12 protein-coding genes are annotated in these 17,450 nt (G+C 35.8%); 9 read left to right on the forward strand and 3 right to left on the reverse strand.

The features are described from left to right. Window positions 1–152: 152 nt before the first annotated feature. On the forward strand, window positions 153–2,066 hold the full coding sequence (locus tag ACAM30_RS12445; RefSeq protein ID WP_369614954.1) for an ABC-F family ATP-binding cassette domain-containing protein: 1,914 nt from the start codon (window positions 153–155) through the stop codon (window positions 2,064–2,066). Window positions 2,067–2,233: 167 nt separating this feature from the next. Here the strand turns inward: ACAM30_RS12445 and ACAM30_RS12450 are convergent, their stop codons facing one another. Then, window positions 2,234–3,196 (reverse strand): App1 family protein, encoded by a 963-nt coding sequence (locus tag ACAM30_RS12450; RefSeq protein ID WP_369614955.1) that lies wholly within the window; start codon window positions 3,194–3,196, stop codon window positions 2,234–2,236. 62 nt (window positions 3,197–3,258) lie between these two features. On the opposite strand from ACAM30_RS12450, the gene ACAM30_RS12455 reads away from it, so the two are divergent. Then, window positions 3,259–4,128, forward strand: coding sequence for a diacylglycerol kinase family protein (locus ACAM30_RS12455; protein ID WP_369614956.1), 870 nt, complete (start codon window positions 3,259–3,261; stop codon window positions 4,126–4,128). A gap of 176 nt (window positions 4,129–4,304) precedes the next feature. Here ACAM30_RS12455 and ACAM30_RS12460 read toward each other — a convergent pair whose 3' ends face one another. After that, window positions 4,305–5,450: a peptidogalycan biosysnthesis protein gene (locus ACAM30_RS12460; protein WP_369614957.1), complete on the reverse strand. Its 1,146-nt coding sequence runs from the start codon at window positions 5,448–5,450 to the stop codon at window positions 4,305–4,307. Window positions 5,451–5,567: 117 nt separating this feature from the next. Next, window positions 5,568–6,056 (reverse strand): DUF1761 domain-containing protein, encoded by a 489-nt coding sequence (locus ACAM30_RS12465; protein ID WP_230000036.1) that lies wholly within the window; start codon window positions 6,054–6,056, stop codon window positions 5,568–5,570. 179 nt (window positions 6,057–6,235) lie between these two features. On the opposite strand from ACAM30_RS12465, the gene ACAM30_RS12470 reads away from it, so the two are divergent. From ACAM30_RS12470 to ACAM30_RS12500, 7 genes are all read left to right on the forward strand, one after another. Further along, window positions 6,236–6,949 carry a Two component regulator three Y domain protein gene (locus tag ACAM30_RS12470; RefSeq protein ID WP_369614958.1) on the forward strand — a complete coding sequence of 238 codons (714 nt, stop codon included), beginning with the start codon at window positions 6,236–6,238 and terminating at the stop codon, window positions 6,947–6,949. A 246-nt stretch (window positions 6,950–7,195) separates the two neighbouring features. Then, window positions 7,196–7,501 (forward strand): hypothetical protein, encoded by a 306-nt coding sequence (locus ACAM30_RS12475; RefSeq protein ID WP_369614959.1) that lies wholly within the window; start codon window positions 7,196–7,198, stop codon window positions 7,499–7,501. A 188-nt stretch (window positions 7,502–7,689) separates the two neighbouring features. Continuing rightward, window positions 7,690–9,792 (forward strand): glycoside hydrolase family 97 protein, encoded by a 2,103-nt coding sequence (locus ACAM30_RS12480; RefSeq protein WP_369614960.1) that lies wholly within the window; start codon window positions 7,690–7,692, stop codon window positions 9,790–9,792. Between the two features lie 227 nt (window positions 9,793–10,019). Then, window positions 10,020–10,988: a type I phosphomannose isomerase catalytic subunit gene (locus ACAM30_RS12485; protein ID WP_369614961.1), complete on the forward strand. Its 969-nt coding sequence runs from the start codon at window positions 10,020–10,022 to the stop codon at window positions 10,986–10,988. A gap of 311 nt (window positions 10,989–11,299) precedes the next feature. Beyond that, window positions 11,300–12,310 (forward strand): LacI family DNA-binding transcriptional regulator, encoded by a 1,011-nt coding sequence (locus ACAM30_RS12490; protein ID WP_369614962.1) that lies wholly within the window; start codon window positions 11,300–11,302, stop codon window positions 12,308–12,310. Between the two features lie 311 nt (window positions 12,311–12,621). Then, window positions 12,622–15,711 carry a SusC/RagA family TonB-linked outer membrane protein gene (locus ACAM30_RS12495; RefSeq protein WP_369614963.1) on the forward strand — a complete coding sequence of 1,030 codons (3,090 nt, stop codon included), beginning with the start codon at window positions 12,622–12,624 and terminating at the stop codon, window positions 15,709–15,711. Window positions 15,712–15,726: 15 nt separating this feature from the next. Continuing rightward, window positions 15,727–17,244, forward strand: coding sequence for a SusD/RagB family nutrient-binding outer membrane lipoprotein (locus ACAM30_RS12500; RefSeq protein WP_369614964.1), 1,518 nt, complete (start codon window positions 15,727–15,729; stop codon window positions 17,242–17,244). Window positions 17,245–17,450 lie beyond the last annotated feature (206 nt).

Here is a 17,450-nt window from a genome sequence, read left to right on the forward strand (position 1 = left end):
TAAAAGTAATTTTCGCAGTAAAAAAGCCTTATACTATTTGTTTTTAAAACGACAGTCGAAACTTAAATTAATTGTCATACTTTTGCACTTTCAAAAAGTAAAGTAAATAAGGCACTTAAAGCCTTTACTCCTTGTTATAATAGTTACACATTATGCTTAATATACACAATCTTTCGGTTTCTTTTGGAGGAACATATTTATTTGAAGAAGTTACCTTTCGTTTGGGTGCCGGTGACCGCGTGGGTCTTGTTGGTAAAAACGGAGCGGGTAAATCTACAATGCTTAAAATGTTGGCAAGAGATTTTGCTCCCGATTCAGGGGTTATTTCTCAGGAGAAAGATATCCGAATGGGTTTTTTGCGTCAGGATATTGATTTTGAACGTGGAAGAACGGTGTTAGAGGAAGCTTATGAGGCTTTTACTGAAATTAAAATTGTTGAGAAAAAACTAGAAGAAATCAATCATCAATTGGTGACCAGAACCGATTATGAAAGTGAAGAATACGGTCAGATCATTGAAGCTTTATCTGATTATACTCATCGTTTTGATCTTCTTGGAGGTTACAATTATGTAGGGGATACTGAGAAGATTCTTTTAGGATTAGGTTTCAAAAGAGAAGTTTTCAATAATCAGACGGAAACATTTTCAGGAGGTTGGAGAATGCGTATCGAGTTAGCAAAACTGTTATTGCAATCCAATGATGTATTGCTTCTGGATGAGCCTACGAATCACCTGGATATTGAGAGTATCATTTGGTTAGAAAATTTCCTTCGTAACTATCCCGGAGTCGTGGTAATCGTTTCGCACGATAAAATGTTTTTGGATAATGTAACCAACCGTACCATCGAAATTTCTTTAGGAAAAGCATACGATTTTAATAAACCTTATACGCAATATTTAGAATTGCGTCATGAGATTCGTGAAAAGCAATTGGCTACTCAAAAGAATCAGGCAAAGAAAATTGAAGAAACAGAAAAATTAATCGAAAAGTTCCGTGCAAAAGCTTCAAAAGCTTCGATGGCGCAATCGTTAATTAAAAAGTTAGATAAAGTAGAAAGAATCGAAGTAGATGAAGACGACAATTCGGTTATGAATATTTCGTTCCCGGTTTCAAAAGAGCCAGGTAAAGTTGTAATCGAAGCCGAAAACGTTACAAAAGCTTACGGTGATAAAGTGATTCTAAAAGATATTGATTTGTTGGTAGAACGCGGAAGTAAAATTGCTTTTGTGGGGCAAAACGGTCAGGGAAAATCTACTTTTATTAAAGCCATTGTAAACGAATTTGAATACAAAGGGAACATCAAATTAGGACACAACGTACAGTTGGGTTATTTCGCGCAAAATCAGGCAGAATACCTTGATGGAGAAATCACGTTGTTACAGACTATGGAAGATGCTGCAACAGACACTAACCGTTCAAAAGTTCGTGATATGTTAGGATCATTTTTGTTCCGTGGAGACGATGTCGAGAAAAAAGTAAAAGTACTTTCAGGAGGTGAACGTAACCGTTTGGCACTTTGTAAATTGTTGTTACAGCCAATCAATGTTTTGCTGATGGATGAGCCTACGAATCACCTGGATATTAAATCTAAGAACGTTTTAAAAGCTGCCCTTCAAAAATTTGGAGGAACTTTGTTATTGGTTTCTCACGATAGAGATTTTCTTCAGGGAATGTCAAATATTGTTTATGAATTCAAAGATCAAAAGATCAGAGAATATTTAGGAGATATTAATTTCTTCTTAGAGCAGCGCAATTTGGAAAATATGCGTGAGGTCGAGAAAAAAGATGTTGTAAAAGAAGTTGCTCCAAAAGAATCTAAGAAAACGTCATACGAAGATCAGAAAAAAGGAAAAGCACTTCAAAACCGATTGAGTAAAGTGGAGAGTCAAATCAAACAATTAGAAAAAGACATTCAGCACGATGATAAAATGCTGGCTTCTAATTATGACAAACATATTGAAGATGCTTCGTTTTTTACCGCGTACAACAAAAAGAAAGAAGATTTAGACCAATTATTGTTGGACTGGGAAATTGTTCAGGAAGAGATTGATAATTTTAACGCTTAGTTATTTTTTAGTTTTCGGTCGCAGTCTCAGTTTTCAGTTTTGAAATGAATATAGAACTTTGTCAAAGGTTTGAACTTTGACAAAGTTTTTTTATATCTGAAGTTTATCATCCCCAAAAAAATAGAAGATAAACTACATCTCACATCTTACATTTCACAAACCACATCTCACGAAATAAGACCAATAGATTTAGAATGCATAATAGCCTCACTGCTGTCCTTATAGTAACAAACAGAAACTTCTAAGTTTTCGAGGTTTTTCATAATTGTTTTGGTAGCTTCTTTTTTATGTTTACCAGTCTGTCTGATGTAAACTGCTTTTACGGTTACAGGAAAGATTTTACAGATTCGCTCGTACAGGATGGGGTCGTGCTGCGAATCGTCTCCCAGTAAAACATACTTAAGATTGGGATAAAATTCTAAAACGTGTTTTATTTTGTCGAATTTATGATCGTGGTTTCCCCGTCCGCTCATGAAAAAATCAGCGACTCCTCTTTTGATGTCTTTCAATAAAATTACGGCTCTTGGCAGCTGATGTATTTTGGTAAATTTGACGATAAATCGATACAAATTCCATTCGCTGCTCGACACATAAAAAAAGGCATTTTCTTCTTCCTTATTATTTCGTCCGGCTGAACTCAAAGCCTGATAATGCGGTACAACACCTTTAAAAACTTTACGGTCGTTCACATTTTTAAATAAAAGAACATATATTTTTCGGAAGAAATTACCGGTGTGTGAGATTAAAAAAGTATCGTCAATATCAGAGATAATACCCAGTTTGCCTTTGTGTGGCCTTATAAAACTGCCTTTTTCAGTTATTTTTTCAGTCTTATGTTTTATGCTGACTTCGTATTCAATCCATCCAAAGGGAGTTTCTTTTTCGAGTGGAATACAGAACTTGAAGTAACCATCATCCAGGGTTTTAGTGTGAATTTCCTGATTGCCGCATTTTAGATAAACATCAAAATTTTTAATGGTTTTTATTCGGAACTGATTGATGATTGAAGTTGCATTTTTGAAGTTTTTTTTCTGGTAATCATACTCATACGTTCTTTTGAAAACATGTCCCATTACAATTAATTCTTCTTCATTGGCATAACCGCGATATAATTGTAAGATTGGTTTCATTAATTATGTATATTTATAGATGATGTAAATTAATTATTTTAATTGATTTTAAAAATAAAACTTTGAAAAAGAATATCTTATTTGTTGTCAACCCGATTTCGGGAGATCTGGATAAATCCGATGTAATAGAAGCTGTACAGGAGTTTGCTGCTGCTCATCATTTTGATCTGGAAGTTTATGAGACCACCGGGCAGCATGATCAGAAAGAAATACAGAGCATTTACAATCAGTATCATCCTGAACGTATTATAGTGGCCGGTGGAGACGGAACCATAAAAATGGTAGCTGAAGCTATGGAGCAGTTTGATGTCATTATTGGGATTTTGCCTGCTGGTTCAGCAAATGGATTATCAGTCGATTTAAACCTGCCGGATACACTCGAGGAAAACCTTAAGATTGCTTTTTTGCATCATTATATCGAAATGGATATGATTTCTATCAATGGTAAAAAAAGTATTCATTTGAGTGATATTGGTGTAAACGCAAATCTGGTAAAAAATTACGAAGAAAGTAATTTACGAGGTTTGTGGGGGTACGCCTTGCAGGCATATTCGGCTTTAAAAGAATCGGAAGAACCTTTTGTGGCTACAATCTCGGCAAATAATGAAACCGTCGAACATACCGCAAGAATGATTGTGATTGCTAATTCTCAGAAATACGGAACCGGGGTGATTATCAATCCAAATGGCGCAATGAATGACGGGAAGTTCGAATTGGTCATTTTAAAAAGCCTCGATTTACTGCTGATCGGAAAAATTATCACCGGAAACATGCCTATTGATTCTGAAGATATTGTGATTATTTCTACAGATAAAGCCATGATAAAAACAGACTATCCTGTAAATTTTCAAATTGACGGGGAGTATTGTGGAGCACAAAGTTCTCTCGACATTCACATTTTACACAAACAGATGAAAATAGCGATCCCTTAGTGTGTCGGAAACTGCTTGTAAGATGTTATTAAATTAAGGAAAAGTAGTCAGAGTGATTGCTGATTTTTGACTAACGATTTTTGATTTCAGATGTGTAAAACCTGTAAAAATTGATAGTATTTACCAGTATCAAATCAGAAATCAAAAATCGTTAATCTACAATCTAAAATCAGTATTTATTTAAACGGGTTTCGTTCCTGCCAGTCGGTTTTGGGTTCCAGATAACTAAATAATCGGCCAATATTGTGGTTGATCAGCGTATTGCTGTGTGTAATTAACCCATACATTTTAACAGGTTTCGCCCCAACAGAACTTTTGATTTCGAGAGCCGTTCTGGCAAATACCACTTCTTTAAAACCGTGATTGATAGAGTAGGCAATCATATCGTAAAGCATGTTTAGATATAACATTTTTTCGCGTTGAATGGTTTCGTCGTATCCTAAAAAGTAGGTATCCATCGCGCTTCCGTTTTTAATTAATGTGTTGAATCCAACTAGCTTTTCTTCTAAAAAGTAGCCATAAAACAGAAAGTCATCTTTCATGATTTCTTTGAAAAAACTAAAATGATTTCGGGCTAAGAAAAAAGTATTAAAAGGGGCATTTTTAGCCACATGAAAATACAAATCATAAATAACATCTTCATATTTTTTAATGTCGGCCAAAGACATTTTTTGCTTTACAATTCCATCTGCTTTTTTGCGGGCGCGTTTGTACTGATCCCGGTATTTTTTTGACAAAGCGTCAATATAATCCTGCTCAGATGCCCAGTCTTTATGGATTTCAAAAACCATATTAGGCTGGGTTGAAAATGTGTAATTGTTTTTAAATTCGTTTTGTAAAGGAATAATTTCGGTTGCTGTAAAATCTTTTATACTGGTAATGTGCACCTTTTTTCCATTCGCTTTCAGGTTTTTTTTAAGCTGATTAATGGCTTTGTGCAGCGTTTTTAGCGCTATTGATTGTTTGATGTCTGAGGCAAATACAAACGCATTTTGTCCGGTAAGCATATTGTTCCCGACAAATAGTACATGAGAGGCAAAATTCTTAAAAGCAAAATTTCTTACCGAAGTTTTCAAACATTGATCACGTTCACCAAACGATTCCAGTTTCTCTGTAAATAAAAATTGAGTCAGAACAATTCCGACGAGTTTGTTATTGTTGAAAATTCCAATAAAATGGCATATCATATTTACCGGACAGGAGTTTTCCAGGACTTCCAGGTATTCTTTAGTCAAAAAAATATTAGTTGCCGCCAGAGAATTCCATTCCAAGGGCAGTAGCGATGCACTATTGTATATTTCGAAAGAATAAGTTGTAGTCAAAAGAGGGAGCTAATTTCTTCAAAATTAGAGAATATTTATAAGAACTCAACTGGTTTAAGTTATTATTAAGAAAACCCGTTTGAGATTTAATTTCAAACGGGTTTGTATTTTTTGGAGTTAGGCAAATGCACAGATAATTCCGCCCATCAAAGTGAGGCAAACTGCCCAGTAGCCTGCATGAATAAAGATATATTTCCATGATTTTCTTTCGAATAGACCATTGATTCCAATTATGGGGAAGACAAAAAATAATGCAGACATAAATCCGTGAAGAGTTCCATGTTTAAAGGTGCGGTACGCTGTTCCGTAGTCATTCATAAAAGCAGCAAATGAGGGTTTAGCACTGGCTACCAAAGGAGGTCCGCCCACCATTCCCAAAGCACCTGTCTGATGAATGGTCAGAGACATTAAAATGACGGTAATCATTAACGAGAAAAGATACGTAAGACCGAATATTTTCAGCATATTTCCTTTTTGTAAGTCTTCGGGAGTGAGATTGTTCTCTCTCATCCAGATGGTTCCGAACACTTTAGGGTTGTACCAGATAAAACCAACAGCCAGTGTTACGATTGCTGATAAGAATAATGCAACAGGGTTAAATTCCATAATATGAGGTTTTTAGGATTAGTTGCTCAAATTTAAATAAAAAATCTCACAAAATGCATCTTTATATAAAGTAGTAAAATTAAGGTTAAATTAATTTTTATCAACACTTTATCGACATTTTGCGCTTTATAACTATGAAATGTATAATTTTATGGCCTCAATAAATCCCCAATCTTGTAATGAAAAGCTTAGTCCTGTTTTTTCTGGCTTTTATTTTTTCGCCTGTTATTTTTGCTGATACAGTTTCAGATAAAGAGAAAGAGGCGCTTATCAAATTGTATGAGGCGACAAACGGATCGGAGTGGACAGTAAAGTGGGATTTATCACTTTCGGTAGCTACCTGGCATGGTGTAAAAGTTGAAAATGGTAAAGTTGTCGGGCTCTATTTGGCAAATAATAATTTGCAGGGAAATCTGCCTGTAGAATTGTTGACTTTGGTTAATTTGGTTACGATTGATCTGCACGACAATAAAATTCAGGGCCAGCTTCCTTTGGAGATTGGAAAATTAAACCAGTTAGAAACTCTTGCTTTGTTTAATAATGAAATTCAGGGGCAGTTGCCGGGGTCAATTTATGCGATAAAGACTTTGAAAGTTTTGCTTTTAAATCAGAATCAGCTGTCAGGGAGTTTGAGTAAAGAAGTAATCAACTTTAGTGCTTTGGAAAACCTGAGTTTGTTTGATAATAATTTTGAAGGGGAAATTCCAAATGAATTAGAAAAACTAGGTCATTTGTCTGAATTGAATCTTTCTTATAATAAATTTAAAGGAGGCGTTTCGAAAAATTTGATTTTATTGGACGCCTTAAATATGACGATGTTTGATGAAGAAGGAAATCCTTTTTTATTAGAAATCGCCGCCAGAAAAGAAACTACAATGGTTACCAGAAATTAATCATGCTTATGAATGAATTTTACATTCGTTAAAAAGTTGATTAAATATATTTAGTTAATTGTTTAAAAGCCGTAATTCGTTACGGTTTTTTTACGTCTGGGATTTACTATTTTGGAATTGAAAATTACATTTAATTGAGTGCATTTTTTTATTCATTGCTTTTTTTTCATAACTTTAATTCTTCAATTTGCAGCAGAAAGCATTTTAGAACATAAAAGATAATCTAACCTTTTTAATTATAAAATTATGGTAGTACAATATCAAGGACAACAATACGGAGAAGCAACAACATTTACAATAAGAATCATAGGAAACAATCTGTCTAAAAGCAGTTCGAATTACCAGATTGATTTATTGGTTGGGGATAAAAAACTGCCAACTTTTACTACGGGAATTCACCAGAGTTTGTCCAATTGCTTAAAAGAGATCTATTTATTCAGAAAGCATCATGGGATTACATTTGAAGCTTCGTCAGAAAAAGTAGCACCTCTTTTAGTTCCATATGACCTGGTTTTATACAATTACAATAAATATGCATTGTTTATGGCATAAGCCGTACTTTGTTTATTGCAACAATTTAGAAAGACTGCTTTTACAGGTAGTCTTTTTTTGTACGGCTAAACTTTATCTTTTCGTTTTTTTAATTAAAATTTTAGATTTTTTCCTTTCAGGTATTTCTGTTTCATAAATTTTATTATGTTTGCTAAATCGATTTAGCAATACACAGAACCCTTTTGTTTATGAAGAAAATTCTTTTAGCCTGCTTTTTTATTATCGTTTCAAATGGATGGATCAATGCTCAGGAACTAAAGTCTCCTGATGGGAATTTAGCGTTGACTTTTACTTTAAATGCCGAGGGTGCTCCGGTTTATTCTTTAGCCTACAAGAAAAAAGAAGTAATCAAAGGAAGCAGATTGGGCTTTATTTTAAAGTCCGATATTAAAATGAATAAAGGTTTTCAGATTGTCGGGACACAAAAACAATCAGAAGACAATTTCTGGGAACCGGTATTGGGAGAGCAGAAAAAAATCAGAAATCAGTACAATGAATTGAAAGCTGATTTGATACAGGAAAAGAGCAAACGAAAGATATCCATTTATTTCCGTCTGTTCAATGATGGTTTAGGGTTTCGATATGAATTTCCGGTACAGGATAATCTGCGTCATTTTGTGATTCAGGAAGAAACCACCGAGTTTAATTTAACCGGAGATCATAAACTTTTCTGGATTCCAGGAGATTATGATACAAACGAGTACAGCTATACGACTTCAAAAATTTCGGAGATGCAATCTTTGATGTACAATGCTTCTCACGTTTCGATGGCGGCACAAACAACGATTAAAAATTTGGCCGCGCAGACGCCTTTGATGATGAAGACCAATGACGGACTTTATATTAATATTCATGAAGCAGCTTTGAAAAATTATCCGGCAATGTGTCTTAATATTGATGATAAGACTTATTCGCTGAGTTCGCATTTGGTTCCCGATGCTGTTGGAAATAAAGGATACATTCAAACCGGAAGTTTGACGCCGTGGAGAACGATTGTGGTGAGTGATGATGCGCGAAATATTCTGGCTTCAAAAATGATCTTAAATCTGAATGAACCCTGTGCTTTCGAAGACACTTCATGGATTAAACCGGTGAAATATGTTGGGGTTTGGTGGGAATACTTTACCGGAGGAGGTTCTACCTGGGCGTATTCTAACAATCAGGATGTAGTAATTGGAGCTACTGATTTTTCTAAATTGAAGCCTAATGGAACACATGGAGCTAATACGAAACATGTAAAAGAATATATTGATTTTGCTTCGGCAAATGGTTTCGACGCTGTTCTGGTGGAAGGATGGAATGAAGGCTGGGAGGATAATACTGCTTTTAAAAAGGAACGCATTTATAGTTTTACCAAGCCTTATCCGGATTTTGATGTGAAAGATTTAAGTGCTTACGCCAGGCAGAAAGGGGTGAAAATCATCATGCATCATGAAACAACATCTTCAGCTTCAGAATATGAAAGACAGCTTCCGGATGCCTTAAAATTTATGGGTGATAATAACTATAATGCTGTGAAGACAGGTTATGTAGGACCAATTATTCCGAGAGGAGAACACCATGACGGACAGCAAATGGTCAACCATTATACATATGTCGCCAAAGAAGCAGCAAAGCATAAAATTATGGTAGATTCCCATGAAGCGGTTCGCCCAACGGGATTACATCGTACTTATCCCAACTGGTTTGCGCAGGAATCAGCCAGAGGAACTGAGTTTGAGGCTATGGAAGGAATTCATCCCGACCACACGACGATTTTACCCTTTACACGTCTTATGGGAGGGCCGATGGATTATACACCGGGAATTTTTCAAGGAGACTTATCGGTTTACGGGGCAAAGAAAAATAAGTTGAGTACAACACTGGCAAAGCAACTGGCACTTTATGTGACGATGTACAGTCCGTTACAAATGGCTGCCGATCTGCCTGAAAACTATATGCGTTTCAAAGATGCGTTTCAATTTATAAAAGATGTTTCATTAGACTGGGATGACACCTATATTCTTGAGGCAGAACCAGGAGATTATATCACAATAGCCAGAAAAACTAAAGGAAAACAAGAATGGTTTGTAGGCGGGATTACGGATGAAAACCCACGTACTGCTTTCGTTGATTTAAGTTTTTTGCCTGTTGGGAAATCATTTACGGCAACGATTTATGAAGACGGAAAAACAGCCGATTATAAGAGCAACCCACAATCGTACAACATTCGAAAAGTGTCTGTAAACAGTAAAACGAAGTTAAAACAAAAATTAGCTGCAAGCGGTGGTTTTGCTATTTCTATAAAGTAGAAAAGTGTCAGAAACAAGACACAGATGACGCCGATTTTTTTTTCGGATATTTGCGAATAAAAAAGAGCCTAATCTGAGTGAGGAAAAGCTTAGCCATAGCGAGAAACAAACAACAATTAAAAGAAAGCTGCATAAAGAATCTTTTTTTAATCTTCTTAATCTGTGGCAAAATAAAAAATACAATAACCAGAGGACGAGTTTAATCTGTTCCTCGCAATGATATAAAAATGAATACTAAATTTTATCCTTTGCAATTTGATCCAATCCTGAAAGAAAGAATCTGGGGAGGTGAAAAGCTGAAAACAATTCTGAATAAACCAATTACATCAAAAATTACCGGAGAAAGCTGGGAATTGTCTACTATAGAAGGGGATGTGAGTATTGTGGCAAACGGAGCATTAAAAGGACAATCCTTAACAGATTTAATAGATCAATCGCCAAATGAGATTTTAGGAACGGCAGTTTACGAACGATTTGGGAATCAGTTTCCTTTGCTTTTTAAATATCTGGACGCCAGAGAAGACTTATCGATACAAGTTCATCCAAACGATGAGTTAGCCAGAGAACGTCACAATTCTTTTGGTAAAACCGAAATGTGGTATGTAATGCAGGCAGATGCAGAGGCAAGAATTATTGTTGGTTTTAAAGAAGATTCCAGTAAAGAAGAATATTTAGAGAACCTAAATAACAACACTTTGGTTTCAATATTGGATGATGTAAAAGCCAAAGCCGGGGATGTTTTCTTTTTAGAGACCGGAACCGTTCATGCCATAGGTGCTGGTCTGGTTGTGGCAGAAATTCAGCAAACATCAGATATTACGTATCGCTTGTATGATTTTGACAGAACAGATGCTCAGGGCAACAAAAGAGAGCTGCATGTTGATTTAGCATTAGATGCCATCAATTACAAGAAAGTTGATACGCAGAAAAAGTATGAAACGACCTTAAACCAATCCAATGGGGTGGTAGATTGTCCTTATTTCACCACTAATTTTCTTCCGCTTGACGGAATCCTTGAAGTAAGTAAAAAAGGAGAAAGCTTTACGGTTTATATGTGTACGGAAGGCAATTTTGAAATAGCCTGTCAAAACGTAAATTATCAATACAAACAGGGCGATACTGTTTTGATTCCTGCAGGAATGCACGGTTATAGCTTAAAAGGAACCGCTTCAATTTTAGAAGTTTATATTTCCTGAAAATAGCTTTTTATAGTTATTTTTATCCTTGATTTTTGTTTTGTGACAAGTTTTAAATAGATCCATAATAGCTTTATTCTTTTGTTAAAACAGCTAATCGAAGAGAATTCATATTAAAACAATAGCGTTTGTTTGGAATATGAAAAAATGATTAATAGAGAAAACACCTGTAAATACTGATGATTATATGTTTAATTAACTTTAAAATAATGATTTGTATAAAAAAAAGAATTACAAAATCGTTTTAGTAACTGTTTTTATATATATTTGTGATATAATTAATAACTGCTTAATAAAAAATTAACTCATTGATGAAAAAGATTACGATTAAGGATATTGCGACAGAGGCTCAGGTATCCATATCTACGGTATCTTTTGTTATCAATGGTAAGGGGGAGAAAATGGGCATCAGTCCGGCAGTGATCAAAAAGGTACAGGAAGTGGCCGAAAAGCTTAACTACAGACCCAGTATGATTGCTACCAGTCTTAGAACAGGGAAAACCAGGTCTATAGGACTTATTGTTGAAGATATTTCGAATCAGTTTTTTGCTGATCTTGCCAGAGTTATCGAAGATGAAGCGAAAAGTATTGATTACAGAGTTTTTTATTGCAGTACAGGAGGAGATGATGAACGTTCTGAAGAGTTAATACACAGTTTATTACAGGCCAATGTGGATGGTTTTATTGTAACGCCGACTCAGAATCTGGAAAATAGTATTGATCTTCTTTTAAAGTTAAAAAAACCGGTTGTATTGATCGACAGGTATTTTCCGGGACAACGAGTGAGCCATGTGGTGATGGATAATTATGAAGCCTCTAATTCGGCAGCAAAATTTCTGATCAATAAAGGGCGCAAGAATATAGCAGTGGTAAATATTACCTCCGAAATGATTCAGATGAAACTGCGTGAAGATGGGTACAGAGACGCTTTGAAAGAAGCAGAAATGTACAACCCGTCGCTTGTTCTTCATATGGATTATCGTACCAATGAAGAAACGCGAATTGGTGAAATAATGAGTTTTTTTAAAAAAAATCCTCAGATTGACGCCGTTTTATTTTTGGCAAACTATATGGGGCTTGCGGGACTTCAGGCTTTCAGAAGAATGGGAATCAGAATTCCGGAAGATATTTCGGTAATTAGTTTTGATGATCATGACAGTTTTAAACTGCATACGCCAACCATTAGTGTTATTGAACAGCCGATAGAAGATATCGCTGTAAAATCCATACAATTGTTAATGAGTCAGATGACTGATATGGAGAAGTTTGAAGTAGAAAAAAGTCTTAAAAAAGGAAAATTGATTATTAGAGAATCGGTTTAAAATTTTGAGAAAAAAAATATAAAAGAAAAGAAACGGTTCGTTTTTTTTTAACCGTTTTACTAAATCGTTTTAGTAAATTTTAGAGGAACAAAAGCAGAAATCAGTTCTTTTTTTGATCAGTTTACGATATCGATTTCTTAATGGAGTGCTTATAAACATGACTATAAATAAGGCCGGGATATTTATAAGGTGCAAGCCTTATAAGTATCCTAATTAAAAAGGAGTTCAAATTTTTTATTAATTATTTAAAACAATCAAATTAGAAACAATCACAAAAATCAAAACAAACAAATAACCAAAAAAAAATGCTTATGAAACGAATATTGGCAGTGTTAGGAATGGTATTGTTAAGCAGCTTAGGAGCTGTGGCGCAAAACCGATTGATAACAGGCATAGTAGCTGATGCAGAGAACAAGGGAATTGTTGCTGCATCGATTGAGGTTCAGGGAAAACCGTATAGTGCAATCACTGACGCGGAAGGCCGATTTAAAATGAATGTGCCCGAAGGACCGGTTACTTTAAATGTATCCTCTATAGGTTTTAAACCGCAATCAGTAGTGTTGCAGCAAAACCAAAATAAAATTTCAGTTGTATTAGTAGAAAATACTCAGGAATTAAAAGATGTAGTAGTAACTTCATTTGGAGTTAAGAAACAAAAGAAAAGTTTAGGTTATGCAGTTGGAGAACTGAAAGGCGATGAACTGACAAAGAATAAGGAAATTAACTTAGGAAATGCCCTTCAGGGAAAAATTGCCGGAGTTAACGTTTCTGCGCCGGTTACGGGACCTTCAGGGTCAAGCCGTGTGGTAATTCGTGGAGCCACTTCGGCTTCGGGACTTAACCAGCCTTTGTATGTTGTCGACGGTATTCCGATTGATAACAGCCAGCAAGGAAATGCAGGAATGTGGGGAGGTGCCGATAAAGGAGACGGTATGTCGTCTTTCAACCCTGATGATATCGCTTCTATGTCGGTATTAAAAGGTAGTGCGGCTTCAGCTCTTTACGGATACAGAGGATCAAATGGTGTAATCTTAATTACAACCAAAAAAGGAAAGAGCGGAACAGGAATTGGAGTAGATTTTAGCACTAATGCTACATTCAACACACCTGCAAGTTTATTGAACTGGCAAGATCAATACGGAGCGGGAGCACCGGTAAACGGAGTGGCTACAAGATTTAAAAACCTACAGGAACTTAGAGATTCTTACTATTTTGCCTGGGGAGACAAATACGACGGTACACCTTCTTTAGGTATTGACGGAACAACCAGACCTTATCAGGCTTACGGAAAAGATAATGTTGAAAATTTCTACAGAACCGGATTTTCTTCCAGTAATACTTTAGCAATTTCAGGAGGAAGCGAAACGACTAATTTCAGATTGTCTTTCGGAAATACAAAAGATGAATCGATCTTGCCGGGAACAAACTTTGGCAGAAATAACATTGCTTTAAGTTTAAATTCTGCAGTAAATAAAAAAATAAGCATCGAGACTAACGCTCAGTACATCACAGAGAAAAGTCATAACCGACCTTATTTGAATGATTCACCTAGAAATCCTTCTTTCCCGACTACTTTCTTAACACCTGGTACCGATATCAGATGGATCAGTAATGGTTTTGATGAAAATGGTGGTGAGGCGGATTATTTTGGAACAAATAACTATCACACGAACCCATATTTTGCCACACAATCACCTTTAAATGATGACCTTAGAAAACGTTTTATTGGTTCTGCAAAAGTAAACTACAACATCACGGATAAAATTTACGCAAAAGGTGTTCTTGGTGTAGATGATATTAATTATGAATATACTGAAATTGAACCTACGGGTATCAATTACAGCCCTGGTGGATCTTATGAGAACAGAGTAGAGAACCGTTCAGAGTATAATGCTTCGGCTTATTTAGGATACAAAGGGGATATCGTTAAAAATTTATCTTTAGATGCTTTCATTGGAGCTAACCGTCAACACAACAGATTTAGCGGAATTAAAATGAAAGGGAACAACTTTATCGTTCCGTTCCAATATTTCTACGGAAATACGCAACCTGCCCAAAGTGAGAAGTTATTCTCAGAAAGCGAAGTAAATTCTCTTTTCTACTCAGCCGATTTAGGATATAAAGATTTCTTATATTTAAGTTTAACAGGTCGTGAAGACTGGTTTTCTACTTTAGATCCATCTAACAACAGTACATTTTATCCATCTGTAAGTTCAAGTTTTATTTACTCAGAAGTAATTGATTTACCAAAATGGATGTCTTACGGAAAGTTAAGAGCAGGCTGGGGTAACGTAGGAGGTGCTTTACCGGATGCTTATGCTTTAGCCTTGACTTATACTTCTCCGGACGGGCAAACGGATTCTTTAGGGCAGCCAATTTTAGGAGTGAACGGAGAAACGATTCCGAACAGAACTTTGAAGCCTTATAATGTAAGTACCATCGAATTTGGTTTCGAAAATACATTCTTCAATAACAGAGTGAGTACCGATTTGACTTTTTATAGCAAGAAAACAACAAACGATATTACCGACGCTGATGTTTCTCAGGCTTCAGGGTATAGAACAACGAAAATTAACGTAGGAGAGATTCTGAACAAAGGGGTTGAATTTGCGATCAATGTAAAAGCAGTTAAAACACCAAACTTCTCTTGGAGCGTAGGATATAATTTTGCTTACAATAATAGTGAGGTTCTTAAGCTTTCGGATAAAATTACGACCAAATCATTGGAAGGAAACAGAGATGGAAGAGCTTCTGTAGTGTTAGAAAAAGGACAGCCTTTTGGAGTAATTAAAGCTTATGATTATTTAAGAGATGCTAACGGAAATATTGTACTTGATACCAACGGTAAATTCCTGAGAGGAAACCTGATTATTGCAGGACAAGGTGTTGCGCCAACTTCAATGGGACTTTCAAATGATTTCCAGTATAAAAACTTTACGCTTTCTGTTTTTGTAGATGCTAAATTCGGAGGAGAGATTTATTCTGCTACCAACCAATTAGGAACCCGTTACGGATTAACAGAGCAAACTCTTCCAGGCCGTGAAGGAGGAGTTGCAGTAAAAGGAACAGATGTTAACGGGAATCCGGTAAACACAACAGTTTCAGCTTATGATTACTGGAGAAGCTATAGTGATGTAACTTCAAACTTTGTTTACGATGCCGATTTTGTGAAACTAAGAGCCATCTCTTTTAGCTATAATTTCCCAAAAGCCTATTTATCTAAAACGCCATTCCAAGCGATTAGCTTAGCGTTTTCAGCGCATAATTTATTGACGATTTATGATAAAGTTCCAAACATTGACCCTGAATCAAACTATTCTAATAGTAATGCTCAAGGTCTTGAAAGAGCTTCTATGCCTTTGACCAGAAATTATGGACTGACACTTAATGTGAAATTTTAATAATCAAACTGAAAGATGAAAAATAAATATATCAAAATATTTTGTATCGCAATTGTAGGAGCCATGACGCTTACTTCATGCGATAAAGGATTCGAAGAGTTAAACAAGAATCCAAATGCTTTGACAGATCCGGCTGTAAAATCGATGTTTACACTTGCTGAGATCTATGTTGACGGACAAGATTTCTCCAATACCAGAGGGAACAACATCTATGCAGCTCAAATTGTTCAGCAATTTTCTTCATTAAGTGGACCAGGTTCAAAATATAGCTATTCGTCTGAGTATTCTGCGGCACTTTTTAGTGAGTCTTATGGTAAAGGATTGAATCAGATTTTTCAATTGATGTCAGTTCTAAAAGACGCACCGGAAAACTCCAATATGATTCAGGCTTGCAGAATCATGAAGGTGTTTATGTTTCAAAAATTGACGGATACTTACGGAGAAGTTCCTTATTTCGAAGCAGGAAAAGGGTACAATGGAAATGTTTTTGCTCCGAAATATGACACCCAGGAAGCCATTTATAATGATCTTTTGAAAGAATTAGATGAAGCAGGTGATGCTTTAGATGCTAATAAACCATTTGTAGGTAATGCTGATTTGTATTACCAAAGTAATGTGGCAAAATGGAAAAAACTGGCTAATTCTTTAATGTTGAGAGTAGCAATGCGTTTGTCTAAAGTAAACCCTGCTAAAGCAAAACAATATGTAGAAAAGGCGGTATCTAAAGGAGTTTTTACTTCTAATGATGATAGTCTTGTTTTAAAGCATGATTCAGGTCCGGTTGGAGTTAAAACCAATCCAATTACTTCTTCATGGGTTAGAAATGATCTGAACAAAGGAGATGCGAACATCAAATTCAGTAAAACATTTATTGATGCATTGAAAAATAGTAATGATCCGCGTTTAAGAATTTACGCTAAACTGGAAGCTACAGGAGACAACAATCCTGCAAGTCAGCAAGGTCTTGCCAATGATGCTAAAGAATTTCCGGGTGGGGACAAGAAAAAATTCTCAGATCCTAACACTTCTACAGTATTGCGTTTAGATGCTCCTACTTTAATCATGTCTTACGCTGAGGTTCAGTTTATATTGGCAGAAGCCGCAGTAAAAGGATGGAGTGTTGGAGGAAATGCACAAAAGTTTTACGAAGACGGTGTAAAAGCAGCTATGGAAGTGCTTACTATTTTCGGAGACAAAGTACCGGCAGTTACACCTGCAGAATACACGGCTTATATGACAGCAAATCCATTTAAAGCAGCAGGAACTGAGGCTCAAAAAATCGAGCAGATTATCTCTCAAAAATGGATTGTATTACTATTCAATGGTTTTGAAGCATTTTCAGAATACAGAAGAACAGGATATCCGGTTTTAGTTCCGGTAAATGATCCAACAGGAGAAACAAAAGGAACCATACCAAGAAGATTAATTTACGATCAGTCAGAATTGATTACCAATTCGGCTAATTATAGAGAATCGGTAGCACGCCAGGGGTTGGATTTAATGACAACCAGAATCTGGTGGGACAAGCAATAAATTTATGCGTTAGGTGAGTTAGTTGAGTTAAGCCGGGTAGGGATACCTGTACCTCCCGGCTTATTTTTTATTTTCTGTTTGATTTTCACTAAATTAGAGGAGTTGTATCCAAAAAAAGTTCGATAAATTGTAATCCCTTTTTTTCGCAAAAGAAAAGAGCTTCTGCTGAAAAAGATGGAATTATCATCCAAAGAACATCATAATTA

The organism is Flavobacterium sp. CFS9, assembly GCF_041154745.1.
Lineage (GTDB): Bacteria > Bacteroidota > Bacteroidia > Flavobacteriales > Flavobacteriaceae > Flavobacterium.

Excerpts from the sequence above, each read along its gene's own strand:
- ACAM30_RS12465 (WP_230000036.1), bottom strand. The coding sequence starts at position 6,056 with ATGGAATTTAACCCTGTTGCATTATTCTTATCAGCAATCGTAACACTG.
- ACAM30_RS12490 (WP_369614962.1), top strand. The coding sequence starts at position 11,300 with ATGAAAAAGATTACGATTAAGGATATTGCGACAGAGGCTCAGGTATCC.
- ACAM30_RS12475 (WP_369614959.1), top strand. The coding sequence starts at position 7,196 with ATGGTAGTACAATATCAAGGACAACAATACGGAGAAGCAACAACATTT.
- ACAM30_RS12445 (WP_369614954.1), top strand. The coding sequence starts at position 153 with ATGCTTAATATACACAATCTTTCGGTTTCTTTTGGAGGAACATATTTA.
- ACAM30_RS12485 (WP_369614961.1), top strand. The coding sequence starts at position 10,020 with ATGAATACTAAATTTTATCCTTTGCAATTTGATCCAATCCTGAAAGAA.
- ACAM30_RS12495 (WP_369614963.1), top strand. The coding sequence starts at position 12,622 with ATGAAACGAATATTGGCAGTGTTAGGAATGGTATTGTTAAGCAGCTTA.
- ACAM30_RS12480 (WP_369614960.1), top strand. The coding sequence starts at position 7,690 with ATGAAGAAAATTCTTTTAGCCTGCTTTTTTATTATCGTTTCAAATGGA.
- ACAM30_RS12470 (WP_369614958.1), top strand. The coding sequence starts at position 6,236 with ATGAAAAGCTTAGTCCTGTTTTTTCTGGCTTTTATTTTTTCGCCTGTT.
- ACAM30_RS12450 (WP_369614955.1), bottom strand. The coding sequence starts at position 3,196 with ATGAAACCAATCTTACAATTATATCGCGGTTATGCCAATGAAGAAGAA.
- ACAM30_RS12500 (WP_369614964.1), top strand. The coding sequence starts at position 15,727 with ATGAAAAATAAATATATCAAAATATTTTGTATCGCAATTGTAGGAGCC.